Genomic DNA, 22870 nt, shown 5'->3' on the forward strand with positions numbered 1-22870 from the left:
CGCACGCCCCCGCGATCGGCTTAAACTTCGGCAATGTTCTCGTTTCGCGGCCGGGAGGTGAGCACTGCCGGCGACGGCTTCCTGGCGGCGTTCGATGGACCGCAGCGGGCGATTCGCTGCGCCATGGCCATACGTGAGGCGGTACGGACGCTCGGCATTGAGGTGCGGGCGGGCCTGCACACCGGCGAATGCCTGGTGCGCGGCGATGACATCGGCGGAATCGGCGTGCACATCGGGGCGCGTGTGGGCGCCCTGGCCGGGGCGAACGAGGTGCTCGTGTCCAGCACGCTGCGCGATCTGGTGATCGGGTCTGGACTTGAGTTCACCGACCGCGGCCCGGATCAACCCAAAGGCGTCCCCGGCGAGTGGCGGCTGTTCGCCATCTAGTGCCGGGGACAGCAGGTGCGCAGCCGGGGGTCCCGTTACCCTGGCCAGATGCCGAAAGTGTTGTCCGTCAACGTGGCTCAGTCCCGTCCCAACCCCGACCCGCGTGCGCGGTCAAAGGTGACCGGCATCTATAAGGTTCCCACCGATGACGCGGTCATGGTGAAGGCGCCGGGCAAGACAGGCAGCGGTCTGGCCGGCGACGCTATCGGCAACCCGAAGTTCCACGGCGGCGACGATCAAGCCGTCTACGTATACGCGCGCGAAGACCTCGACCACTGGGAAACCGTGCTGAAGCGCACCCTCGCCGATGGGATGTTCGGTGAGAATCTGACCACCGAGGGCATCGACGTCACCGGGACGCTGATCGGTGAACGATGGCGGATCGGCGGCGACGGCCTGCTGCTCGAGGTCTCCGCGCCCCGGACGCCGTGCCGCACCTTCGCGGCGATGCTTGAACAGCGCGGCTGGATCAGGACGTTCACCCAAGCCGGCATACCCGGCGCCTACCTGCGAGTGATCTCCCCGGGCAACGTCCGCGCCGGCGACGACATCACCGTCGAGCATCGCCCCGGCCATGACGTGACGATCGGACTGGTCTTTCGGGCCCGCATGTCAGAACCGGCGCTGCTGCCGCGGCTCTCGGTGGCCGATGCGCTCTCGGCAGAGATCAAAGCCGAGGTCGCGCAGCGGACCCGCAGGTAGACTCGCGACGATGCCTGATCACGCCCCCGCCCTCCCGCAGTACGACCGCTTTCGGCTCCACGTCGACATTGCCGTCGTCATCGCCGTCCTGGTGCTTACGAACCTGGTCGCGCACTTCACCACGGCCTGGGCGAGTATCGCGACGGTTCCGGTCGCCGCCGTCGGGCTGGTGTTCCTCGTCCGATGGCGCGGTCTGGACTGGACCGAACTCGGTCTCGGTCGTGAACACTGGAGATCCGGGCTGGGCTACGCATTGGCGGCCGTCGGACTGGTTGTGTCGGTGATCGCGATCGGCGTGGTGCTGCCGATGACCCGCCCGATGTTCCTGAACAACCACTACGCGACGATCTCGGGGGCGCTGGTCGCCTCGATGGTCATCATTCCGCTGCAGACCGTTATCCCCGAGGAACTGGTGTTCCGCGGGGTGCTGCACGGCGCGCTGCACCGGGCCTGGGGTTTCCGCGGGGTGGCGATGGCCGGGTCGCTGCTGTTCGGCCTCTGGCACATCGCGACGTCGCTGGGTTTGACGACCAACAACGTCGGCTTCACCCGACTGTTCGGCGGTGGAGTATTCGGCATGCTGGCCGGGGTGACGATGGCTGTGGTGGCCACCGGTGCCGCGGGTTTCGTGTTCAGTTGGTTACGCCGTCGCAGTGGCAGCCTCATCGCGCCTATCGCTCTGCACTGGTCGCTGAACGGTGTCGGCGCCCTGGCCGCCGCCCTCGTCTGGCACCTGTCCACTTAGACCAGCAACACGGCGGCGCCCGCGATCTCGCCGGAGCTGAGGGCGGCCAACGCCTGATCCGCCTCGGCCAAGGGGTATTCGGGCGTGGTGACCTCGATGTGATGGCGTCCCGCGAAGTCCAGGAAAGCGCGGGCGTCGGCCCTGGTGTTGGACGTGACCGACCGGATTTGCCTTTCCTGGAACAGGTGCCGCTGATAATTGAGAGGCGGTATGTCGCTGAGATGAATTCCCGCCACCGCCAAAGTGCCGCCGCGGTCGAGGGCCGCCAGCGCGGGCAGCACCAGATCGCCGACGGGAGCGAACAGGATTGCGGCGTCCAGCGGCACCGGTGGCGGATCGCCGGCCTCCTGCGCGGAGGCGGCTCCCAATTCCATCGCCAGCTCGCGGGCCCGGGCGCCGCGGGTCATGACGTGTACTTCGGCGCCCTGGGCCAGGGCGACCTGCGCGGTGATGTGGGCGCTGCCCCCGAATCCGTACAACCCCAATCGGCCACCGGCGGGCAGCTCGGCCCGCAACAGCGACCGGTAGCCGATGATTCCTGCGCACAGCAACGGCGCAAGCTCGCTGTCGCTGTAGCCGCTCGGCAATGGGTGTGCGAAAGCCGCGGGGACGGTGGCGAATTCGGCGTAGCCCCCGTCGGCATCCCAGCCGGTGTAGCGGGATTGCGGACACAGATTCTCGTCGCCCCGGCGGCAGTACTTACACTCTCCGCAGGTGTAACGGAGCCAGGCGATCCCCACCCGGTCCCCCACCCGGAACTCGTCGCCGGCTTCCGGACCGGCCTGAACGACTTCTCCGACCACCTCGTGGCCGGGTGTGACCCGATCGCGGTGAACGGGAAGGTCGCCTTCGGTGACGTGCAGGTCGGTCCGGCACACCCCGCAGGCCGACACAGCGACCAGCAGTTCCCCCGGACCGGGGCGCGGGACTTCGGTGGTGACGCGTTCAAGCGGCCGGCTGTCCATCGGCCCGGGCCGGCGCACCTGCCACGCGGTCATGGTTTTGACGGATGTCGGGGTGGCCATCAATCCATCATGCCGCTGAGGACCTCGCTGCTACAGGGTGCGAGTGCGCGACGTGGCGAATTTGTAGATCAACAGCAGCAATACCGCGCCAACCAGTGCCCCGAGGAACGAATGGTTGATGGGCGGCGTGATCGTGAACTTGTGCGGCGGAAAGACGACGCTGCCCAGGGTGCCGCCGACGTAGGCGCCGACGATTCCAAGCAATGCGGTGGCGATCCAGCCCATTGGTTGCCTACCAGGGACGATGAGTCGCGCAATCAGCCCGACGATCAGACCGAGAACGATCATTCCAATGATGTGCAGGACCATGACCATCTCCTTCAGGTATTAACTTGTCGAGGGGACCTCGGAGTAATACCCGGTGGGAGTGCCGCCAATCGCCCGAATCCGTGAATTACGGCCGGTGCCTGGCTAATCAGCGCCGTTGCACCATACCGACGAGCCAGAGCAGGATCACCGAACCCAGAATCGCGGTGAAGAAGGTGAACCACCAGCCGCCCGAAGCGGTATCGAAGGCGAAGCTGAGCAGGAAACCGCCGATCAGCGCGCCGACGATGCCGACGACGATGTTCATCAGAATGCCGGATCCTGCTCCTTTGACGATTTTGCCGGCGATCCAGCCTGCGAGAGCGCCGATGATGATGTAGCCGATCCAGCCCACACTGGTCAGCGTCGTTGAGCGAGCGAGAAGTTCAGTGGCTGCCATGACGTCCATCAGGTTTTCCTCTCCGGTGGCAGGCCCAGCTCAATCACTGGACCGTGCTATCGGTATACGCCTTCCGCGTAACGAATGGACTGTCGATTCGCTTTCGGGCTATGCCGGTTGGTTACGCGGCTGGGTCGATGCGGGAGTGCCGCCCGCCGGCGCCTGGGCGGGTGCCGGAGCCGGGCTGGGAGCCGGGGCGCCGGGTTCGGCCGGAGCGGCCGGAGCGGGGGCCGGCGCCCCCGGGACGGCCTCCGGTGCCGGAGCCGCGGGAGGCGTCCAGGGCCGGATCGACTCGGCCAGAGCCTTGGCCGCGTTCTTGTCGACCGGGTTGTTCGACGTGCCCAGCCACACCACGAACCAGCGCTGCGGTGGTCCGGCAGTGGGCGTCGCCCCGGCCGGAGTCCCGACCACACCGGTCCAGATCTGGCCGTTCGGCTTGCTCGTGTCGCTGAACTTCACCTCGTAGTACGACGCACTGCCCGAGATGCCGTTGGCGTTGAGTGGGACGGTCTCCTGGTTGACCCGGGTGCCGGGGTAGGGCATGAAGAATTCGCCCATGTCGGAGCCCAGGCGCACCGCGGCCTTCGGGTTGGTTGCCTCAGCGCTGGCGTAAAGCTTCTGGTCCAGCCGGCCCAACACGATGCGCGTGTCGTTGGCCACCGGCTGGGGCTGTCCGGGCATCGGGGGTTCGCCCGCCGCCTTACTCAGCAGCGCCGAGCCGTAGTCCAGACGGGACGCGTCGGATTCCACCCAGCCGGGCGGGACGATGAAGCTGAATCCGCCGACGGCGTTGGTCACCCGCCCGAGGTCGGGGTCAGCTGGCGGCGGCGCGTTGGGGTCGACCGGCGGCGGTACCGCGTTGGGGTCGCCCGGTTGCGCATTCGGAGTGGGGGTGGTCCCGGGTGCAGGCGTGGCCGACGGGCTGGGGGTGGCCGCCGGTGCCCCAGCGGCAGGCGCCGGCGACGCCGGAGTGGGAGACGCGGGCGGCGCGACCGTCGGCGTCGGTGTGGGCGTCGGTTCCGGGTCGGCGCTGGAGGGTGCCGGCAACGCAATCGTGACGACGGTCGCCGCAGCGATGGCCAGCGACGCCCACAATCCCTTGCGGCGTGACGGGTTCGGGTCCACCTGATACATGGCGACGAACCTACCGTGTAAACGCCGCGAAGCAAGGAAGGCCTTGCTTTTCACGAAGGCATGTCTGTCGAACCGGGTTCGCCGTTCATCCAGGGCGAGTCACCCGGGCCTGCGCCGGATGCAGCGCGACTTCGGCGGCTTTGACGCTGAACCATACCCGCTCCCCCGGCGTGAGCTGCAGTTCCGCCGCGGCGTCCAGCGTGATGGCGGCGGCCAGCCCCGGTGCCCCGTCAGCCTGGTCCGCTGCGCGCACGAGCACCCCGGGGCCGCGGGTGTCCAGCTCCGCGACGGTCACCTCGACGGTGTTGCGCGGGCTGCCGTGCGGCGGGTCCGGATAAACCGCCACACTCACCGGCGCGAACACCGCGACAGCTTCCTGGCCGGCCGCAAGCCGTGTGCTCGCGGTGCCGTACCAGCGACGTCCGCACCGGGCATGCAGGGCCCCCTCTGCGCCGATCGTCCCGTTAACCAGGTTGACGCCCGCGATTCGGGCTCCGAAGTGACTCCGCGGAGCTGCGACGACCTCGGCGGTTCGCCCGATCTCGGCGATCCCGCCGCTCTCGAGCACCATCACCCGATCCGCCAGCGCGAACACATCCAGCAGGTCGTGAGTGACGAGGATGACCGTGCAGCCGCTGCGCCTGACCGCCCCGCGCAGCACCGCACGAATCGATGCTGCCGCGGCGACGTCCAAACCGGCCAGTGGTTCGTCGAGCAGCAACAACTCGGGTCCGGCGGCCAACGCCCGCGCGATGGCGACCCGTTGTGCCTGGCCGCCGGACAGCTGGCGGGGCCTGCGGTCCGCCCACTCCTCGGCGGCCACCTCCCGCAGCCAGTGCAGCGCCGTGTCCCGGGCCGTGCGAAACCCCACCCTGCGGCTGCGCGGCCCGAAGGCCACGTTGGCGACCACGCTGAGGTGCGGGAACAGCAGCGCGTCCTGCAGCAGCAGCCCCACCCGCCGATCGTGGGTGGGCAGATGTATCCCCCTCGCCGTGTCGGTGAGCACCCGGTTGCCCAACCGCACCAGGCCCGTGTTCGGGCTTACCAACCCGGCAATCACATGCAGAGCCGTCGACTTGCCCGCGCCATTGGGCCCCAGAACGGCGAGCACCTCGCCTTCGGCCACCGAGAACTCCACGTCCAGGCCGCGATCGGCCGCCACAGCGCGCACATACAGGCCACTCATCGCCGGCTACCGTGCCTGAGTCCCGGTCAACCGGCGCGCACCCAGGCCAAGTACCACCACCGCCGCCACCGCGACCAGCAGCAACGACAACGCCACGGCGGCATCAGGGTCTCCCACCCGCTGCAGGTAGATCTCCAGCGGCAGCGTGCGGGTCACGCCCTGCAGCGATCCGGCAAACGTCAGCGTCGCGCCGAACTCCCCTAGCGACCGCGCGAACGCCAACACCGCGCCGGACGCCAGGCCCGGCGCCAGCAGCGGAAGGCTGACCCGCCACCAGATCGTGGTGGGCCGCGCCCCGAGCGTCGCCGCGACCACCTCGTAGCCGGCCCCGGCGCTGCGCGCGGCGCCTTCCAGCGAGATCACGAGAAAGGGCAGCGAGACGAAGGTCTGCGCCAACACGACAGCAGTCGTGGTGAACGCAACGCTGATCCCCGCCGCCTCGAGGTACCGGCCGAGGAGGCCGAACCGGCCGAATGCATAGAGCAACGCGATGCCGCCAACTACCGGCGGCAGCACGAGCGGCAGCAGGATCACCGGTCGCATCATCCGCACCAGTCGCAACCGGCTGCGGGCCAGCACCAGCGCCATGGGGACGCCGAACAGCACACACAGCAAGGTGCTGGCCGCGGCGGTTTTCAGGCTCAACAGCAGCGCCGTCGTCGAAGAGTCGCTGCTGATCAGCGGCCAGAAATGGGTCCAGTCGACGTTGATCGCGACTGCCAGCAACGGCAGTCCGACGAACAGCGTCCCCATCGCGGCTGGTAGGTAGACCCAGCGGGGGAAATGGGATGGCGTGGACATCGCAGATCAGGGCGTGGCGAAGCCCGCCCGCTCCAAGACCTGTCGTCCGGCCGGACCCGTCACAGCCGCCTGGAATTTCGCGGCCAGTGCGGCCTGCGGAGCCTGCTTGAGCACCGCGATCGGATAAAGGTTCACGGCCTGCGCGGCTTGCGGAAACCTGATCGTCGTCACCTTGCTGCCGGCGGTGGACGCGTCGGTGACATAGACAAGCGCGGCATCGGCCTGCCCGGTGGTGACCTTGTTGAGTGCATCGCTGACGCTCGGTTCTTCGCTGACCGGGTGCAGCTGCACCCCGGTGGCGTCCTCGATGCGGTGAGCAGCCGCGCCGCACGGCACCGGCCGCTGGCAGACCACCACGCTGAGCCCCGGTCGCGCCAGATCGGCAAATGAGCCGATGTTCTTGGGGTTGCCCGGCGCGGTGGCGATGACCAGGGTGTTGGCCGCGAACTTGATCGCGTCGCCGGCCAGCAGCCCCGCCGCGGCCACCCTGTCCATCTGCGTGGTATCCGCCGATGCGAAAACGTCGGCACCGGCGCCCTGGATCAGCTGAGTGGCCAACTCCGAGGAACCCGCGAAACTGAACGTGACGGCGACACCGGGGTTGTCGGCCTCGAACTGTCCACCGATCGAGGTGAAGACCTGCTTGAGCGACGCGGCGGCAAACACCACCATCGAGCGGGAATCCGGACCGGGCCGGGAACCCGAACTGCAGCCGGTCAACGCGCCGAGCAGCAGAATCGTTACCGACCCGGCCAGCACCCGAATGCGCAGCATCGGTCAAACCTAACGCCGGGACGATACGGCCGAATAGTTATGCAACTCGTCAGCGCGTCGCGGCCACGCGCGGTTTCCTCGGCTAGCTACTGTCCAGTAACATGAACCGCGATGATGCCATAGCACGAGGAGGTCGTGGCAGTGGAGGTTGTAGTCACCGGCGGGGACACCGATCTAGGACGTGCAGTAGCCGAGAACTTCCGTGACAACGGGCACACCGTCACCTTGGTGGGAGCCCGCGGTGGTGACCTCGAAGTTGTCGCCAAAGAACTCGACGTCGACGCGATCGTCTGTGACACCACCGACCCTGCCAGCCTGCAGGAGGCGCGGGCGTTGTTCCCGCACCACCTCGACACCATCGTCAACATCCCGGCGCCCGCCTGGGATGCCGGTGACCCCCGCGCGTACTCGCTGTCCGACACGGCCACCGCGTGGCGCCGGACGCTGGAGTCCACGCTGCTGTCTGCGGTATTGATGATTCAGTGCGTAGGCGACCACCTGCGCTCCGGTGGGCACATCATCACGGTGCTGACCGAGAACCCGCCCGCCGGTAGCGTGGACGCCTCGATCAAAGCCGCCGTGTCCAGTTGGGTCAGCGGGCAGGCCGAGGTGTACGGCACCCGCGGCATCACGGTCAACGCCGTGGCCGCCGGCCGCAGCGTCCAGGCGGGTTACGAAGGGCTCTCGCGAACTCCGGCACCCGTCACCGCGGAGATCGCGCGCCTGGCGCTGTTCCTGACCACTCCGGCGGCCCGTCACATCACCGGCCAGACGCTGCACGTCAGTCACGGAGCCCTGGCGCAGTTCGCCTGAGCACGGCCCGCCCGCGGGCAGCTACGGTAAACACCGTGGCGATTCGGCTTGGCTTCCAGATTCCCAATTTCTCTTACGGGACCGGTGTGGAAAACCTCTTCCCCACGGTCATCGCGCAGGCGCGGGAAGCCGAAGCCGCCGGCTACGACTCGCTTTTCCTGATGGACCACTTCTATCAGCTGCCGATGCTGGGAAGCCCGGATCAGCCGATGCTGGAGGCCTACACAGCGCTGGGCGCATTGGCCACCGCCACCGAGCGGATGCAGCTGGGCACGCTGGTGACTGGCAACACCTACCGCAACCCGACGCTGCTGGCCAAGGTGATCACGACGCTGGACGTGGTCAGCGGCGGCCGCGCCGTGCTTGGCATCGGAGCCGGTTGGTTCGAACTCGAACACCGGCAACTGGGCTTTGAATTCGGCACGTTCACCGACAGGTTCAACCGGCTCGAGGAATCGCTGCAGATCATCGGTCCGATGATCGAGGGCGAACGGCCGACGTTCTCCGGCAAGTGGTACACCGCCGAGTCGGCGACGGCCGAACCGCGCTACCGCGAACGCATCCCGGTGCTGATCGGAGGCGGTGGCGAGAAGAAAACCTTCGGCATCGCCGCCCGTTACGCCGACCACCTCAACATCATCGCAGCGTTCGATGAACTGCCTCGCAAGATGGACGCGGTGAAGGCTCGCTGCGAGGAAGCGGGCCGCGACCCATCCACCCTTGAGACCAGCATGATGCTGACGGCGATCGTTGACGCCAACGCCAAACCGGAGCAGCTGCCGGAGAACGCGCGTGGGCACATGGTGGTCGGCAGTCCCGCACAGATCGCCGACCAGGTTCAGGCCAAAATACTGGCCGCCGGCTTGGACGGCGCGATCATCAACGTCCCCACCAGCCACGTGCCCGGAGTCATCACCGGCCTCGCTGAAGCTCTGCTCCCGCTGCTCGGCGGATAGCGAAAGTGCAGCCACCGAACGCAATTCGCTGAGTGTGGCTAATTGCACAGGCTCGCGGTTGGGTTTGTGCGGGTGGGTTGACTACGCTTTGGGTATTAGCTAACTGCAATCGCCCGCCCAAGGAGATCCGTCAGGAGCAGCGAGACATGAGCCCCCAACAAGAACCCACAGTTGAACCGCGTCAACGGCATCGCGTCGTGATCATCGGATCGGGGTTCGGCGGACTCACTGCGGCAAAGAAACTCAAGCACGCAGACGTCGACATCAAGCTGATCGCTCGCACCACCCACCACCTGTTCCAGCCTTTGCTGTATCAGGTTGCCACCGGGATCATCTCGGAAGGCGAGATCGCGCCGACCACCCGCGTCATCCTGCGCAAGCAGCGCAACGTTCAGGTGTTATTGGGCAATGTCACCCACATCGACCTGGCCCGCAAAGTCGTCATCTCGGAGTTGCTCGGCCACACCTACGAGAACCCGTACGACAGCCTGATCGTCGCCGCCGGAGCCGGCCAGTCGTATTTCGGCAACGACCAGTTCGCCGAGTTCGCTCCCGGCATGAAGACCATCGACGACGCGCTGGAACTGCGTGGCCGCATTCTGAGCGCCTTCGAGCAGGCCGAACGGTCCAGCGACCCCGAACGCCGCGCCAAGCTGCTCACGTTCACTGTGGTCGGCGCCGGCCCGACGGGCGTCGAAATGGCCGGGCAGATCGCCGAATTGGCCGAGCACACGCTCAAAGGCGCCTTCCGGCATATCGATTCGACGAGGGCGCGGGTGATCCTCCTGGACGCCGCACCGGCCGTGTTACCGCCGTTCGGCGAAAAGCTGGGTGAGCGGGCCGCCGCGCGCCTGGAGAAGCTGGGCGTGGAGATTCAATTGGGCGCGATGGTCACCGACGTCGACCGCAATGGCATCACCGTCAAGGACGCCGACGGCACCGAGCGGCGTATCGAGTCTGCGTGCAAGGTCTGGTCCGCCGGGGTCGCCGCCAGCCGGCTGGGTCGCGACCTCGCCGAGCAGTCCGATGTCGAACTCGACCGGGCCGGCCGGGTCCAGGTGCTGCCTGACCTGTCCATCCCCGGACATCCCAACGTCTTCGTCATCGGTGACATGGCTGCGGTGGAGGGTGTGCCCGGCGTTGCCCAGGGCGCTATTCAGGGCGGCAAGTACGTCGCCAACAACATCAAGGCCGAACTCGCCGGCGCCGACCCGGCCGAGCGTGAGCCGTTCCAGTACTTCGACAAGGGCTCGATGGCGACGGTGTCGCGGTTCTCCGCGGTCGCCAAGATCGGCCCGATGGAGTTCAGCGGGTTCATCGCCTGGCTGATGTGGCTGGTGTTGCACCTGGTCTACCTGGTCGGGTTCAAGACCAAGGTCGCCACGTTGCTGTCGTGGACAGTGACCTTCCTGAGCACCCGGCGGGGTCAGTTGACCATCACCGACCAGCAGGCCTTCGCGCGAACACGGCTGGAACAACTCGCCGAGGCGGCCGCCGAGGCGCGCAGTTCCGGGGCCGTCACCCGAAAAGCCAGCTAGCCGGGCCCGACCGCAACTTTCCTGGCTGTCGTGGTTGACTTCGAGTTGGCGGCCTAGCCTTTTGCTGACTAGCTGTTTGCTGCGGGCCTTCCAGTAGCAGGTTAGTCACCGCGTCGCGGTCACGATATGCGCGGGCCGTCGCCGACCGCAGCGCGTCAGGATTGGCTACGGCGCTGCTCAAGGCCTGTGCGTTTTTGACGGAGGCGCGACGCCTCGCGGCAGGCATCCCGCACGATGCCTGCCTCTAATCTCTTGGCCGCGTGTTGCAGGTAAGCCTCTCTCACCGGGGCCAGCGTCGGATCAGTTCCTCTGATGCCCAGCGCGGCCACGTCGGTGCGCCGATGATCGTGCCTGCGGTCAGTTGCGCGACGATGCGGGGACCGTCGCGGCGTGAATTGTCGTAGATCGTTGCGGTGTCGGCGGTCTCGATCGCATCGGCCACAAGTTCCCATAGTCGGCGGTGCCGTTCGCGGATCTTGTTTTCGGGGACGTCGTGACCGCCGTGGCGCACGCGCCGCTGCACGCGTTCGACGGCCAGGTCTTCGGGGACCAGGATCGTGCACGGTGACGACGTAGCCTGCGTCGTGGGCTGCGCGGATCAGGTCGAGCTTCGAGGGATGGGAGAAGACCGTCTCGGCGATGAACGATCTGCCGGCCTCCATCAGCTTGGCGCGGGTATCGGCGGCGATCCGTGCCGCATCGTAGGCATGCGTAACGGGATCATCGGGCCAGCGCCGCTTGGCGATCTCGTCGGCGTTGACGAAAACGCTGCGAGGCACCAACGGTGCCAACGTGATCGCGACGAATGTCGACTTCCCGGCACCGTTCGGGCCGACGACGAGGTCGAGACGCTTCACCAACGCCCCGCGAAGTCATCGCTCATCCGTCGACATCGACCACCGAGGTCGTGCCGTCGGGCCGGTACTCGACGATCTCGCCGTCGTCGTTGAGCGCCACTGTCGTGATGCCCCGCGCGGCCAGCAGGTCACCGTAATGGGCGCCGGCCAGGGATTCCTCGATCGCGGCTGAGATCTCGGCGTTGAAGACGAGCCCCTCATCCTCGGACATGTGGCTGAGGTCCAGATCGCCGGCCAGCGCGGCCTCGACACGGCGACGCGACGCCGTCTGGTGGCTTGACACCGCCCGACCCACCCGAGCCCAATGATCGAGTTGCTGTTTGGCCGATCGGCTTTGGCGGGCACCCTCGGCAGCGGCGCTGTCCATCAGGTCGGCGGCAACCCTGGTGACTCGGTCGGCGACGTTCGTCATGTTCGCACCTCCTGTAGCACAATGCTACGGACTGTAACGAGATCGCTACAAGACGTCCCGCCGTACTCGACGACTCCCGATGCCGCGTGTCATAACGAACAACCGATCACCGCGAGTAACGCTTGGACGCAGCATGGCCACCACGCAAGACTCGACCGTCGACAAGCGTTCGTTCATTCCGGGTTGTGGGACCTGAGGGCGTGCGGGTAAGCGTCAAGGAACTGCTAGACAGGGGAATATTCGATGAGTACGGGCCGCCCCTCGGGCGATAGATCAAGTGATTTACAAGACGAGATTGATCGGGTGTCGAACCTGTTAGGAGTTCGCCCGATGGAGGTAGGGCTCAGAACTAATGACGGCCTTAATGTCTACGTCGCCGATGACGGGAAATACCACTTTGCGTTCTATGAGCGAGGACAACTCGTATTCGACAGAGCGGGCAGCCTAGACGACCTTCTTTACTGGTACTGCGAAGATATCGTCACGAGCCGCGCAGCTAAACAGGTGGGAGATCGCGCAGAGCGGTTTCAATACGAATACCACTGGTTGAACCAGTTTGATGCGGAGTGGGCAAAAAGACGAGTACATGAACTGGCGGCTCTATTCCGTAACGGCCAACCGGAAGATATTTCGTTACTGCCTGACATCGGAGAACCGCTCTGATTTCGACCAGAGAACCGTATCGGGCGAATCGCCTGAACCAGAATGATTCGCCACGGTATGGAACGCGGTCGTCATACGACTATCGGTATCGAAACTCCGAACCGGTCTTCGCGGGTCTGGTGGCGCTAGCCGGTCAGCCGGTCGGCCTGCCAGGTGGCCAGCGTTCCGCCGCCGGCCAGCGCCAGCACTGTCGAACCCGGTTGTGTCATGAGATTTGTTGCGGGATAGTGTAATTCGCTGATCATGGCGCGCGGCGCGGACAGTGCGTCGTCGGCCGGTGACCCGGCGCCGAGTTCGACCCGGTGGCGCAGCATCGCCACGCCGTGCCGGTCGGCCCGCAACGACCCCGACCAAAAGCCGTGATCCTCGTTGCAGCGGCCGATCTGTACCCGTTCGCGCAGGCGCACCCGGCCTTCGTCGTGCAGTCGCAGGCCCACCGCGGACACGTGCCGGGCCGCGCCGGCCACGACCGTCGGCTGCAAATCCACGTCCAGGTCCCCGCTCACGTCGATCTCCCACCGGGAGTGCGAGGTGACTGCCTCGGGGCCAGGCAACGCGACGGTGGCCGCCGCACTGCGCAGCCGAAGCCGGGCACCCTGCTCGACGATCACCCGGATGTCGATAGTGTCACCGCCCAGCGGGATCGCGGCCGTCGACACCAGGTGCACCGTGTCCGGGGCGGTGCACCTGGCCTGAAGACCGCCCCGCCATTGGATGCGCGGCAGCCGATGTGGTGAGGCAACCAGCAGCACCCGCGACTCCATCAGAAGGCGGCAACCAGTTGGCTGCGGACCCAGGTCAACACCTGGCTGGCGCCCGGGTCCTCGGTCAGCGACTGCAGCACCGTGGGACGGCCGTCGCGCACCGCTTCGGCGTCTCGCGCCATCACCCGCAGATCGGCGCCTACCAGCGGTGCCAGATCAGTTTTGTTGACTACCAACAGATCCGAGCACATGACGCCGGGGCCGCCCTTGCGGGGCACCTTGTCGCCCCCGGCGACGTCGATGACAAAGATCTGCACGTCGACCAGGCCCGAGGAAAACGTCGCGGTGAGGTTGTCGCCGCCGGACTCCACCAGGATCAGGTCCAACGGCTGGTGGGCGGCTTCCAGATCGTCGATCGCATCGAGGTTCGCGGTGATATCGTCACGGATCGCGGTGTGTGGGCAGCCGCCTGTCTGCACCGCGGCGATCCGGTCGTCCGGCAGCACGGCGTGCCGGCGCAGGAAGTCCGCATCCTCGGTGGTGTAGATGTCGTTGGTCAGCACCGCCAGCGACACTTCGTCGCGCAGTTCCCGGCAGAGGGCCGCCACCAGTGCCGTCTTGCCCGAGCCGACCGGACCGCCGACCCCGATGCGTAGCGGCTCGCCCGGCTTCCGCAGTCGTCGGGGCCGGTCGGCGTGGCTGTGTGAGTGGGAATGGGTTGGCATTGTTGACCTTTCAAGAGGCGAACAGTGGACGTTCGCGCTGCGCGTGCTGCTGTGCCAGCGTGTCCAGCAGTGGGTCGGACAACTCGGCCAAGCCCGCGGCGGCCGCCGTGGCGGTGTGCTCACACAGCCCGGACAGCCGGATCGTCAGTGCAGCCACTTCGGCGGGGTCGAGCGCCAGCAGTCGTTGGGCGGCGGTGGCTGAGCCGGTCATCGTCGTGTAGACGATGTGCAGCGCGGTGTGTTCCGTGGGTAGACCGCTGCGGGTGCCCACGCGGCCTGCCGCGACCGCCAGATGCGGCTGACGCCCCAGCTGGTCCCAGCCGGGGTCGGGCCAGACCAGTCGCGCCAGTCTCGCCAGCCCGCGGCCCTGCTTGCGCGACGCCTCGCGGGCCGCGGGAGCCGGTGTGCGCGCGTCGGTTTCGCACTCGGCGTCCTCGAGCGTCAGGTCACCGCGCTGTACCGCAACCGCGATCGAGGCGGTGACCAACCCGTGGGTGCGGATTCGTCGGGTAAGGAATGCCCGCAGGGTGGGCAGGTTGTTCACCAGGCCGGTTGCGACCGCTTCTTCAAGACCGCCGGAGTGCACGTGTGTGCCGGTGGGCAGCCGGGAATCAGCGAGTGCCAGGAGCGTCGCGAGCGATGCCATCAGAACAGGAAATAACGTTGTGCCATTGGCAGTTCGGTGGCCGGCTGAGCCTGCCACACCTGGCCGTCGACGCGGACGGTGAAGGTGTCCGGATCGACCTCGATGCTGGGCATCGCGTCGTTGAGTGGCAGATCGGCCTTGCCGACCGCACGCATGTCGGCCACCGGTACCAGCGGCCGGTCGATCGCCAGCCGGTCAGCCAGCCCCGCTTCGAGGGCCACCGGCGCGACGAAGTGCACCGAGGACGCCGCCGCGGCCGCCGGGGCGGCGCCGAACATCGGGCGCGGCAGCACCGGCTGTGGGGTCGGGATCGACGCGTTCGCGTCCCCCATCGCGGCCCAGGCGATCACCCCGCCCTTGACTACCGCGTGCGGGCGCACGGCGAAGAACGCCGGTTCCCACAGCACCAGATCCGCCAGTTTGCCGACCTCCACCGAGCCCACCAGGTGGTCCATGCCGTGCGCGACAGCCGGGCAGATGGTGTATTTGGCGACGTAGCGCCGGGCCCGCAGGTTGTCGGCGGCACCGTCACCGGGCAGTGCGCCGCGGCGGCGCTTCATCACGTGCGCGGTCTGCCACGTCCGCAGCACCACCTCGCCGATGCGGCCCATCGCCTGGGAGTCACTGCCGATCATCGAGATGGCGCCCAGATCGTGCAGCAGATCTTCGGCCGCCATCGTCGACGGCCGAATCCGGCTCTCGGCGAAGGCCAGATCTTCGGGCACCGCCGGGTTGAGGTGATGGCACACCATCAGCATGTCGAGGTGCTCGTCCAGGGTGTTGATGGTATGTGGCCGGGTCGGGTTGGTGGAGCTGGGCAGCACGTTCGGGTGCGCTGCCACCGTCATGATGTCCGGCGCATGCCCACCGCCCGCGCCCTCGGTGTGATAGGTGTGAATTGACCGTCCGGCTATAGCGGCCAGGGTGTTCTCAACGAACCCCATCTCGTTGAGGGTGTCGGTGTGCAGCGCCACCTGGACCCCGGCGGCGTCGGCGACGGTCAGGCAGGTGTCGATGGCCGCAGGTGTGGAACCCCAGTCCTCGTGCAACTTGAATCCCGATGCGCCGCCGCGCAATTGCTCCCACAGGCCTTCGGGATTGACGGTATTTCCCTTGCCCAGCAGCGCGAAGTTCACCGGCCAGCCGTCCAGGGCTTCCAGCATCCGGGCCAGGTGCCAGGAACCCGGCGTAACGGTCGTGGCCTTGCTGCCCTCGGCGGGTCCCGTGCCGCCGCCGATGATGGTGGTGATGCCGGAACCCAGTGCCTCGGTCATCAGTTGCGGGCAGATCAGATGGACATGGCAGTCGATGGCGCCCGCCGTAACGATCCTGCCGTTGCCGGCGATGATCTCGGTCGAGGGACCGACCACCAGGTCGCGGTGGACGCCGTGCATGGTGTCGGGGTTGCCCGCCTTGCCGATGCCGACGATGCGGCCATCGCGAATACCGATGTCGGCCTTGATGATTCCCCAGTGATCGATGATCACCGCACCGGTGATGACGGTGTCGGGTGCGCCCTGCGCCCGGGTGGCGCGCCCCTGTCCCATCGACTCGCGCAACACCTTGCCGCCGCCGAATACCGCCTCGTCACCTGCAAGACCCGGTCCTCCACTGCGGTCTTCGGTGATCTCCACCAGCAGGTCGGTGTCGGCCAGCCTGATCCGGTCGCCGGTCGTCGGCCCGAACAGCTGCGCGTAGCGCTGTCTGGACAGCCGCGTCATGCCGGGTCCAGCCGGCCCGGAGGATCGAGGGTCAGACCGTGCACCTCGCGCCGGCCCCCCAGCGGCACCAGTGTGACGCGTTGCCGCACTCCGGGTTCGAAGCGCACCGCGGTCGCGGCGGGAATATCCAGCCGGTAGCCGTGCGCCTTCGTGCGATCGAATGACAACGCCGCATTGGCCTGCGGCAGGTGCACATGACTGCCGACCTGTACCGGGCGGTCACCGGTGTTGACGACCTCGACCTCAACTCGCTGCGCACCGGCGTTGATCTCGATATCGCCACTGCCGTAGAGGATTTCGCCGGGGATCATGTGATCGGGTGGTGCACGGTGACCAGTTTGGTGCCGTCTGGGAATGTCGCCTCGACCTGCACGTCGTCAAGCATTTCCGGTACTCCTTCCATCACGTCGTCGCGGCTCAGCACATCACATCCGCTGGCCATCAGCTCGGCCACGGTGTGGCCGTCGCGCGCTCCCTCAAGAATGTGGTCGGTGATCACCGCAATAGCCTCGGGGTGATTGAGCCGCAGCCCCCGGGCCCGACGACGGCGGGCCAGTTCGGCGGCGTAGGACAACAGGAGTCGCTCTTGCTCGTGCGGCGTCAGACGCATGTCCTCGGATACTGCCACGCCCCTGCCGGTCTCGGCATCCCGGACCGGCGCCACGCCACGCACTCGCCAAGGAAACTCACAGCTACTCCGACCTGACTCACGCCGAATGAGCTTGCGGTCGCCGTTGCGGTGGGTAACTTTGACGGAGGCGAGCCACGGGGGCCGCCCGGACGAGTTCGCCGTACCCGGACAGCGACAAGACGGTGAGTACTGGATGCCTGGCGCGCCGGCTCACGCGAACCACCACTTGAATGCCGGTGGTTTTCAATCCGTTCGCTGGACAGGCCGACATTCCGAACCGGGCGTCTGCGACGTCGTTCACGTATTCCAGGAGCGGCGCCTCGAGGAACGTTCCGCGCTCCCCGGCGAAGTGCAGCTCGCCGCGCGCGAACGTCGACAGGGTGCGGTCGTTGATCGTCGGTGCGGCCTCCAACCCGTGTAAGAGGCAACGATCGATCTCTTCGCGCATCCGACGAGTCGGTTGCCCTGAGCGCTGAAGCTGTGAAATAAGAACGGTCACTTCGGCGGGCCTGGTGATCGGGTTCGGGCTCATCTACATGGCGGTCACCCGGGCACACTCCAAAAGCGAAGCGCTCTACGCGGACGCTATGCCGCAGCGCTGGAGTAAGTGTCGAGGTACTACCGAGCCTCGAGGTTCTGCAGCCGCACCTGGCCCCGTGCCACCACTCGGTCGTCGTCGTCGGTGATGGTGACCAGCCACAGCTGCTGACGCTGCCCGCGGTGCACCGGCTCGGCCCTGCCGTACACCGTCCCCGATGTGATCGCGCGCAGGAAGTCGGTGTTGTTGTTGACCCCGACCACGTTTCCGCCACCGTTGGCGGCGAGCCAGGTATAAGCCGCCACGCTGGCCATACTCTCGACCATCGAGCAGTACACCCCGCCGTGCACCAGGCCCATCGGCTGTAGCAGCTTCGGCTTGACTTCGAGCTGCGCGCGGGCGCCGTCGGGCGTCAGTTCGGTGAATTGCAGACCGAGTTCACTGTCGAACGGGGCAACGAATTCCGGGTCGGGCGCTGACGACACGTCTTGTGTCTACACCATGCGCTGACAAAAGCAGGCGAGCCCCGTGCGCGGGGCACGGGGCTCGCCGATCGAGTAGGCCGGGGGTCACTGCAGCCCTCAGGACACCTCCACAGCCGTTTCTTCGCTCGACCCGACTCAGCATAGGCAAGGCTGTCCTAATTTCGCAAGAACTGATTGCGTAGAGTCGACAACGGGTCAGGGAAGTGTGTGTGACGACCGACGCGACGCCGTTCTGCTCGGGGTGCGTGACTATCTGGGTGGGAGAACCACCCGATGGGTACGACAGTCAGTAGTAAGCCGGAGTACGCTGATTTCAACGCTCAGGAGATGAACTATGGCCAAGCTGACGCGGCTGGGGGATTTAGAACGCGCGGTGATGGACCACTTGTGGTCCATGCCGGAACCTCAGACTGTTCGCCAGGTCCACGAGGCGTTGTCGGCGCACCGCGACCTGGCCTATACGACCGTCATGACCGTGTTGCAGCGGTTGGCGAAGAAGAACCTGGTGTCCCAGCTACGGGATGACCGGGCACACCGCTACGCGCCGGTGCACGGCCGCGACGAACTGGTCGCCGGGCTGATGGTCGACGCGCTGGCCCAGGCCGAGGATTCCGGCAGCCGCCATGCGGCGCTGGTGCACTTCGTCGAGCGGGTCGGTGCTGACGAGGCCGATGCACTGCGCCGCGCGCTCGCCGAACTGGAAGCCAATCAACGCAATTCGCCATCGGCTGGACCTGCGACCGACGACTGAGGGAGACTGACAGCGTGTCCGCGCTGGCCTTCACCATCCTTGCGGTGCTGCTGGCTGGCCCGGCACCGGCAGCGCTGGCACGTGCCAAGTGGCCGTTGCGCGCCCCCCGGGCTGCGATGGTGCTGTGGCAGGCGGTCGCCCTGGCCGCGGTCCTCTCGACCTTCAGCGCCGGTATCGCCATCGCGAGCCGGCTGCTGATGCCCGGTCCGGACGGGCGCCCCACAGCCGGAATCATTGACGCCGCGGGCCGCCTGGGCTGGCCGCTGTGGACGGCATATGTCGCGGTCTTCGCGCTGACCGTGCTTGTCGGTGTGCGCCTGATGGTCGCCGTCGTGCGAGTGGCCATCGCAACCCGGCGGCGCCGCGCGCACCTTCGCATGGTCGTCGACCTGGTCGGGGTCGGTCACGATGCCGCGCTCTGCCAGCCCTGCGCCGGGACCCGTGACCTGCGGGTACTTGACGTCAAGCAGCCCCTCGCCTACTGCCTGCCCGGAGTGCGAAGCAGGGTCGTGGTCAGCGAAGGGGTGCTGGCCACGCTCGCCGACACCGAAGTCACCGCGATCCTCTCCCATGAGCGGGCTCACCTGCGGGCTCGCCACGACCTGGTGCTGGAAGCGTTCACCGCCGTCCATGCGGCGTTCCCGCGGCTGGTCCGCAGCGCCAATGCGCTGGGCGCGGTACAGCTGCTGGTGGAATTGCTGGCCGACGACGCCGCGGTACGCACGGTGGGACGTACTCCCCTGGCCCGGGCGCTGGTGGCCTGCGCCTCCGGCCGCGCACCGTCGGGGGCCCTGGCCGCCGGAGGGCCCAGCACCGTGGTAAGGGTCCGTCGGCTGTCCGGCCGGGGCAACAGCCCGCTGCTGTCCGCCGCTGCCTACCTGACGGCGGCGGCGGTGCTGGTGGTGCCCACCATCGCGCTGGCCGTACCGTGGCTCACGGAGTTGCACCGATTGGTCACCGCCTGACGCCGAGCCGAGCGCCGTGGAATGCTGGCGCGGCCGTTGTGCGACAGTATTTCCCAAGTTTCCGCTACTGCTGGGCCCGACTGAGAGGCGAGACATGAGTTCGTCGGATTCGAAGACTGCGACCGCCCAGATCGGGGTCACCGGCCTGGCCGTGATGGGTTCGAACCTTGCCCGGAACTTCGCCCGGCACGGATATACCGTGGCGCTGCACAACCGGTCGGTGGCCAAGACCGATGCTCTGCTGCGAGAGCACGGCTCCGACGGCAACTTCGTGCGCAGTGAGACGATCCCGGAATTCCTTGCCGCACTGGAAAAGCCGCGCCGGGTCATCATCATGGTCAAGGCCGGCGACCCCACCGACGCCGTCATCAACGAACTCGCCGACGCCATGGAAGAAGGCGACATCATCATCGACGGCGGCAACGCGCTCTACACCGACACCATCCGCCGGGAGAAGGCGATCCGCGAGCGCGGGCTGCACTTCGTCGGCGCCGGCATCTCCGGCGGTGAGGAGGGCGCCCTGAACGGGCCGTCGATCATGCCGGGCGGCCCCGCGGAGTCCTACGAGTCGCTGGGCCCGCTTCTCGAAGAGATCTCGGCGCACGTGGACGGCGTGCCCTGCTGCACGCACATCGGTCCTGACGGTGCCGGGCACTTCGTCAAGATGGTGCACAACGGCATCGAGTACTCCGACATGCAGTTGATCGGCGAGGCCTACCAATTGCTGCGCGACGGGCTGGGCAAAACCGCCGGCGAGATCGCCGACGTGTTCGACGAATGGAACAAAGGCGACCTGGACAGCTTTCTGGTCGAGATCACCGCGCAGGTGCTGCGCCAGACCGACGCCAGGACCGGCAAGCCGCTCGTCGACGTCATCGTCGACGAGGCCGAGCAGAAGGGCACGGGCCGCTGGACGGTGAAGTCGGCGCTGGACCTGGGCGTACCGGTCACCGGCATCGCCGAGGCCGTGTTCGCGCGCGCCCTGTCGGGTTCGGTGGCCCAGCGCAAGGCGACGACCGGCTTGGCCTCCGGTAATCTGGGGGAAAGGCCAAGCGATGCTGCTCAATTCACCGAGGATGTGCGGCAGGCCCTGTACGCGTCGAAGATCATCGCCTACGCGCAGGGCTTCAACCAGATCCAGGCGGGCAGTGCCGAATACGACTGGGGGGTCACACCCGGCGACCTCGCGACCATCTGGCGCGGCGGCTGCATCATCCGCGCCAAGTTCCTCAACCGGATCAAGGAGGCCTACGACGACGACCCGGACCTGCCGACGCTGATCGTGGCGCCCTATTTCCGCAGCGCGATTGAGGCGGCCATCGATAGTTGGCGCCGGGTGGTGGTGACGGCCACGCAGTTGGGTATCCCCATCCCCGGGTTCTCGTCGGCGTTGTCCTACTACGACGGGCTGCGGACCGAGCGGCTCCCAGCCGCCCTCACCCAGGGTCTGCGTGATTTCTTTGGTGCGCACACCTACGGGCGGATCGACGAGGAGCCGGGAAAGAAGTTCCACACCCTGTGGAGCGGAGACCGAAGCGAAGTCACTGCTTAGCGAGCGACGATGAAGTTTCTTGACGGGCACCGCCCGGCTTTCGACCTCACCTACAACGACGTGTTCATCGTGCCGAACCGGTCCGATGTCGCGTCGCGGTTCGACGTCGACCTGTCCACCGTCGACGGCTCCGGGACCACCATCCCGGTCGTCGTCGCCAACATGACCGCGGTGGCCGGCAAGCGGATGGCCGAGACAGTGGCCCGCCGCGGTGGCATCGTGATCGTCCCGCAGGACCTGCCCATCCCCGCCGTGCAGCAGACGGTGGAGTTCGTCAAGAGCCGCGACCTGGTGCTCGACACCCCGGTGACGCTGGCGCCCGACGATTCGGTGTCGGACGCGATTGCGCTGATCCACAAGCGCGCGCACGGAGTCGCGGTGGTCGTCTTCGAAGGCCGCCCCATCGGGCTGGTCCGGGAATCGGCCTGTGTCGGGGTCGACCGGTTCACCCGGGTGCGCGACCTCGCCGTCACCGACTTCGTCACCGCACCCGCGGGGACCGACCCGCGCAAGATCTTCGATCTGCTCGAACACGCGCCCCTCGACGTGGCGGTGCTGACTCATACCGACGCGACGCTGGCCGGGGTGCTGACCCGCACCGGCGCCGTCCGCACCGGCATCTACAGCCCGGCGCTCGACCGCGCGGGCCGGCTGCGGGTGGGAGCGGCGGTCGGCATCAACGGCGAGGTGGCGTCCAAGGCCCAGGCGCTGGCCGAGGTCGGGGTCGACGTGCTGGTCATCGACACCGCCCACGGACACCAGGTCAAGACGCTGGACGCGATCAGGATGGTCGCCTCGCTGGACCTGGGCCTGCCGCTGGTGGCCGGAAACGTGGTGTCCGGGCAGGCCACCCGGGAGCTGATCGAGGCCGGCGCCGGCATTGTCAAGGTGGGCGTCGGACCCGGCGCGATGTGCACCACCCGGATGATGACCGGGGTGGGACGTCCGCAATTCTCTGCGGTCGTCGAATGTGCCTCTGCGGCAAGGGAACTGGGTGCTCACGTGTGGGCGGACGGCGGCATTCGCCACCCGCGCGACGTCGCGTTGGCGCTGGCGGCCGGTGCGTCGAACGTGATGATCGGGTCCTGGTTCGCCGGCACCTACGAGTCCCCGGGCGACCTGATGCGCGACCGCGACAACCAGCCGTTCAAGGAGAGCTACGGCATGGCGTCCAAGCGGGCGGTGGTCGCCCGCTCCGGTGCGGAGAGCCTTTTCGACCGCGCCCGCAAGGCGCTGTTCGAGGAGGGTATCTCGACATCGCGGATGGGGCTGGACCCCGACCGCGGTGGCGTCGAGGACCTGATCGACCACATCACCTCCGGAGTGCGCAGTACCTGCACATACGTGGGTGCCGCCAACCTCGAAGAGCTGTACGAGCGGGCGGTGGTCGGGGTGCAATCGGCCGCCGGCTTCGCCGAAGGGCATCCCTTGCCCACCGGCTGGTGAAAGGCTC

At 67.2% G+C, this 22870-nt stretch carries 26 protein-coding genes, 2 pseudogenes and 1 riboswitch; of the genes and pseudogenes, 11 read left to right on the forward strand and 17 right to left on the reverse strand.

Annotated features, from left to right (window positions below; all coding sequences use genetic code 11):
• Nucleotides 1-27: 27 nt before the first annotated feature.
• The 3 genes and pseudogenes from ACX9NE_RS20960 to ACX9NE_RS20970 form a co-directional block, all read left to right on the forward strand.
• Nucleotides 28-387: pseudogene (locus tag ACX9NE_RS20960) on the forward strand (adenylate/guanylate cyclase domain-containing protein); the annotation flags it as partial.
• Nucleotides 388-435: 48 nt separating this feature from the next.
• A complete protein-coding gene (locus tag ACX9NE_RS20965) occupies nt 436-1089 on the forward strand; it encodes an MOSC domain-containing protein (RefSeq protein WP_459364083.1) in 654 nt (217 codons plus the stop codon).
• A 10-nt stretch (nt 1090-1099) separates the two neighbouring features.
• Nucleotides 1100-1834, forward strand: coding sequence for a CPBP family intramembrane glutamic endopeptidase (locus ACX9NE_RS20970; protein ID WP_459364084.1), 735 nt, complete (start codon nt 1100-1102; stop codon nt 1832-1834).
• Here the strand turns inward: ACX9NE_RS20970 and ACX9NE_RS20975 are convergent.
• The 7 genes from ACX9NE_RS20975 to modA form a co-directional block, all read right to left on the reverse strand.
• Nucleotides 1831-2859 carry a zinc-binding alcohol dehydrogenase family protein gene (locus ACX9NE_RS20975; RefSeq protein WP_459364085.1) on the reverse strand — a complete coding sequence of 343 codons (1029 nt, stop codon included), beginning with the start codon at nt 2857-2859 and terminating at the stop codon, nt 1831-1833. The two genes, ACX9NE_RS20970 and ACX9NE_RS20975, sit on opposite strands and share 4 nt — an antisense overlap.
• Before the next feature lie 30 nt (nt 2860-2889).
• Nucleotides 2890-3168, reverse strand: coding sequence for a GlsB/YeaQ/YmgE family stress response membrane protein (locus ACX9NE_RS20980; protein ID WP_065049707.1), 279 nt, complete (start codon nt 3166-3168; stop codon nt 2890-2892).
• Between the two features lie 106 nt (nt 3169-3274).
• The gene (locus ACX9NE_RS20985; protein WP_459364086.1) at nt 3275-3574 is read right to left on the reverse strand and encodes a GlsB/YeaQ/YmgE family stress response membrane protein; all 300 of its coding nucleotides are present in this window, start codon (nt 3572-3574) and stop codon (nt 3275-3277) included.
• A gap of 99 nt (nt 3575-3673) precedes the next feature.
• Complete coding sequence (locus tag ACX9NE_RS20990; RefSeq protein ID WP_459364087.1) at nt 3674-4699, reverse strand: alanine and proline-rich secreted protein Apa; 1026 nt, start codon at nt 4697-4699, stop codon at nt 3674-3676.
• An 85-nt stretch (nt 4700-4784) separates the two neighbouring features.
• A complete protein-coding gene (locus ACX9NE_RS20995; RefSeq protein ID WP_459364088.1) occupies nt 4785-5885 on the reverse strand; it encodes a sulfate/molybdate ABC transporter ATP-binding protein in 1101 nt (366 codons plus the stop codon).
• 6 nt (nt 5886-5891) lie between these two features.
• Nucleotides 5892-6686 carry an ABC transporter permease gene (locus ACX9NE_RS21000; protein ID WP_459364089.1) on the reverse strand — a complete coding sequence of 265 codons (795 nt, stop codon included), beginning with the start codon at nt 6684-6686 and terminating at the stop codon, nt 5892-5894.
• Between the two features lie 6 nt (nt 6687-6692).
• Nucleotides 6693-7460: a molybdate ABC transporter substrate-binding protein gene (gene modA / locus ACX9NE_RS21005; protein ID WP_459364090.1), complete on the reverse strand. Its 768-nt coding sequence runs from the start codon at nt 7458-7460 to the stop codon at nt 6693-6695.
• 135 nt (nt 7461-7595) lie between these two features.
• Here modA and ACX9NE_RS21010 point away from each other — a divergent pair, with 135 nt between their 5' ends.
• The 3 genes from ACX9NE_RS21010 to ACX9NE_RS21020 all read left to right on the forward strand — a co-directional run bounded on the left by ACX9NE_RS21010 (nt 7596) and on the right by ACX9NE_RS21020 (nt 10767).
• Nucleotides 7596-8273 carry an SDR family oxidoreductase gene (locus tag ACX9NE_RS21010; protein ID WP_459364091.1) on the forward strand — a complete coding sequence of 226 codons (678 nt, stop codon included), beginning with the start codon at nt 7596-7598 and terminating at the stop codon, nt 8271-8273.
• Nucleotides 8274-8308: 35 nt separating this feature from the next.
• Entirely contained in the window at nt 8309-9229 is a 921-nt protein-coding gene (locus tag ACX9NE_RS21015) for an LLM class F420-dependent oxidoreductase (RefSeq protein WP_459364092.1), read from the forward strand.
• Nucleotides 9230-9375: 146 nt separating this feature from the next.
• Nucleotides 9376-10767 carry an NAD(P)/FAD-dependent oxidoreductase gene (locus tag ACX9NE_RS21020; protein WP_459364093.1) on the forward strand — a complete coding sequence of 464 codons (1392 nt, stop codon included), beginning with the start codon at nt 9376-9378 and terminating at the stop codon, nt 10765-10767.
• Between the two features lie 280 nt (nt 10768-11047).
• Here ACX9NE_RS21020 and ACX9NE_RS21025 read toward each other — a convergent pair whose 3' ends face one another.
• The 3 genes and pseudogenes from ACX9NE_RS21025 to ACX9NE_RS21035 form a co-directional block, all read right to left on the reverse strand.
• Complete coding sequence (locus tag ACX9NE_RS21025) at nt 11048-11290, reverse strand: hypothetical protein (RefSeq protein ID WP_459364126.1); 243 nt, start codon at nt 11288-11290, stop codon at nt 11048-11050.
• A gap of 31 nt (nt 11291-11321) precedes the next feature.
• Nucleotides 11322-11624 (reverse strand): annotated as a pseudogene (locus ACX9NE_RS21030) (zeta toxin family protein); the annotation flags it as partial.
• Between the two features lie 22 nt (nt 11625-11646).
• Nucleotides 11647-12036, reverse strand: a complete 390-nt coding sequence (locus tag ACX9NE_RS21035; protein WP_459364094.1) for a TA system antitoxin ParD family protein — start codon at nt 12034-12036, stop codon at nt 11647-11649.
• A gap of 330 nt (nt 12037-12366) precedes the next feature.
• On the opposite strand from ACX9NE_RS21035, the gene ACX9NE_RS21040 reads away from it, so the two are divergent.
• Entirely contained in the window at nt 12367-12699 is a 333-nt protein-coding gene (locus ACX9NE_RS21040) for an Imm63 family immunity protein (RefSeq protein WP_459364123.1), read from the forward strand.
• Between the two features lie 125 nt (nt 12700-12824).
• Here ACX9NE_RS21040 and ACX9NE_RS21045 read toward each other — a convergent pair whose 3' ends face one another.
• The 7 genes from ACX9NE_RS21045 to ACX9NE_RS21075 all read right to left on the reverse strand — a co-directional run bounded on the left by ACX9NE_RS21045 (nt 12825) and on the right by ACX9NE_RS21075 (nt 18149).
• The gene (locus ACX9NE_RS21045) at nt 12825-13463 is read right to left on the reverse strand and encodes an urease accessory protein UreD (RefSeq protein ID WP_459364095.1); all 639 of its coding nucleotides are present in this window, start codon (nt 13461-13463) and stop codon (nt 12825-12827) included.
• On the reverse strand, nt 13463-14128 hold the full coding sequence (ureG, locus tag ACX9NE_RS21050; protein ID WP_459364096.1) for an urease accessory protein UreG: 666 nt from the start codon (nt 14126-14128) through the stop codon (nt 13463-13465). Before ureG ends, ACX9NE_RS21045 begins: the two co-directional genes overlap by 1 nt.
• Before the next feature lie 10 nt (nt 14129-14138).
• Nucleotides 14139-14774 (reverse strand): urease accessory protein UreF, encoded by a 636-nt coding sequence (locus ACX9NE_RS21055; RefSeq protein WP_459364097.1) that lies wholly within the window; start codon nt 14772-14774, stop codon nt 14139-14141.
• Nucleotides 14774-16495, reverse strand: coding sequence for an urease subunit alpha (locus ACX9NE_RS21060; RefSeq protein ID WP_459364098.1), 1722 nt, complete (start codon nt 16493-16495; stop codon nt 14774-14776). The genes ACX9NE_RS21055 and ACX9NE_RS21060 overlap by 1 nt, the downstream gene beginning before the upstream one ends.
• The gene (locus ACX9NE_RS21065) at nt 16492-16806 is read right to left on the reverse strand and encodes an urease subunit beta (RefSeq protein ID WP_459364099.1); all 315 of its coding nucleotides are present in this window, start codon (nt 16804-16806) and stop codon (nt 16492-16494) included. Before ACX9NE_RS21065 ends, ACX9NE_RS21060 begins: the two co-directional genes overlap by 4 nt.
• On the reverse strand, nt 16803-17105 hold the full coding sequence (locus ACX9NE_RS21070) for an urease subunit gamma (protein WP_459364100.1): 303 nt from the start codon (nt 17103-17105) through the stop codon (nt 16803-16805). Before ACX9NE_RS21070 ends, ACX9NE_RS21065 begins: the two co-directional genes overlap by 4 nt.
• A gap of 147 nt (nt 17106-17252) precedes the next feature.
• Nucleotides 17253-17315, forward strand: a riboswitch (guanidine-III (ykkC-III) riboswitch).
• Nucleotides 17316-17744: 429 nt separating this feature from the next.
• Complete coding sequence (locus ACX9NE_RS21075; RefSeq protein WP_459364101.1) at nt 17745-18149, reverse strand: PaaI family thioesterase; 405 nt, start codon at nt 18147-18149, stop codon at nt 17745-17747.
• 334 nt (nt 18150-18483) lie between these two features.
• On the opposite strand from ACX9NE_RS21075, the gene ACX9NE_RS21080 reads away from it, so the two are divergent.
• From ACX9NE_RS21080 to ACX9NE_RS21095, 4 genes are all read left to right on the forward strand, one after another.
• Entirely contained in the window at nt 18484-18900 is a 417-nt protein-coding gene (locus tag ACX9NE_RS21080) for a BlaI/MecI/CopY family transcriptional regulator (RefSeq protein ID WP_459364102.1), read from the forward strand.
• A gap of 14 nt (nt 18901-18914) precedes the next feature.
• On the forward strand, nt 18915-19865 hold the full coding sequence (locus ACX9NE_RS21085; protein WP_459364103.1) for a M56 family metallopeptidase: 951 nt from the start codon (nt 18915-18917) through the stop codon (nt 19863-19865).
• A 94-nt stretch (nt 19866-19959) separates the two neighbouring features.
• Nucleotides 19960-21417, forward strand: coding sequence for an NADP-dependent phosphogluconate dehydrogenase (gene gndA, locus ACX9NE_RS21090; protein ID WP_459364104.1), 1458 nt, complete (start codon nt 19960-19962; stop codon nt 21415-21417).
• A 9-nt stretch (nt 21418-21426) separates the two neighbouring features.
• Nucleotides 21427-22863 (forward strand): GuaB1 family IMP dehydrogenase-related protein, encoded by a 1437-nt coding sequence (locus tag ACX9NE_RS21095; RefSeq protein WP_459364105.1) that lies wholly within the window; start codon nt 21427-21429, stop codon nt 22861-22863.
• The last annotated feature ends 7 nt before the right edge of the window (nt 22864-22870 follow it).

It is taken from the genome of Mycobacterium sp. ML4 (assembly GCF_054515735.1).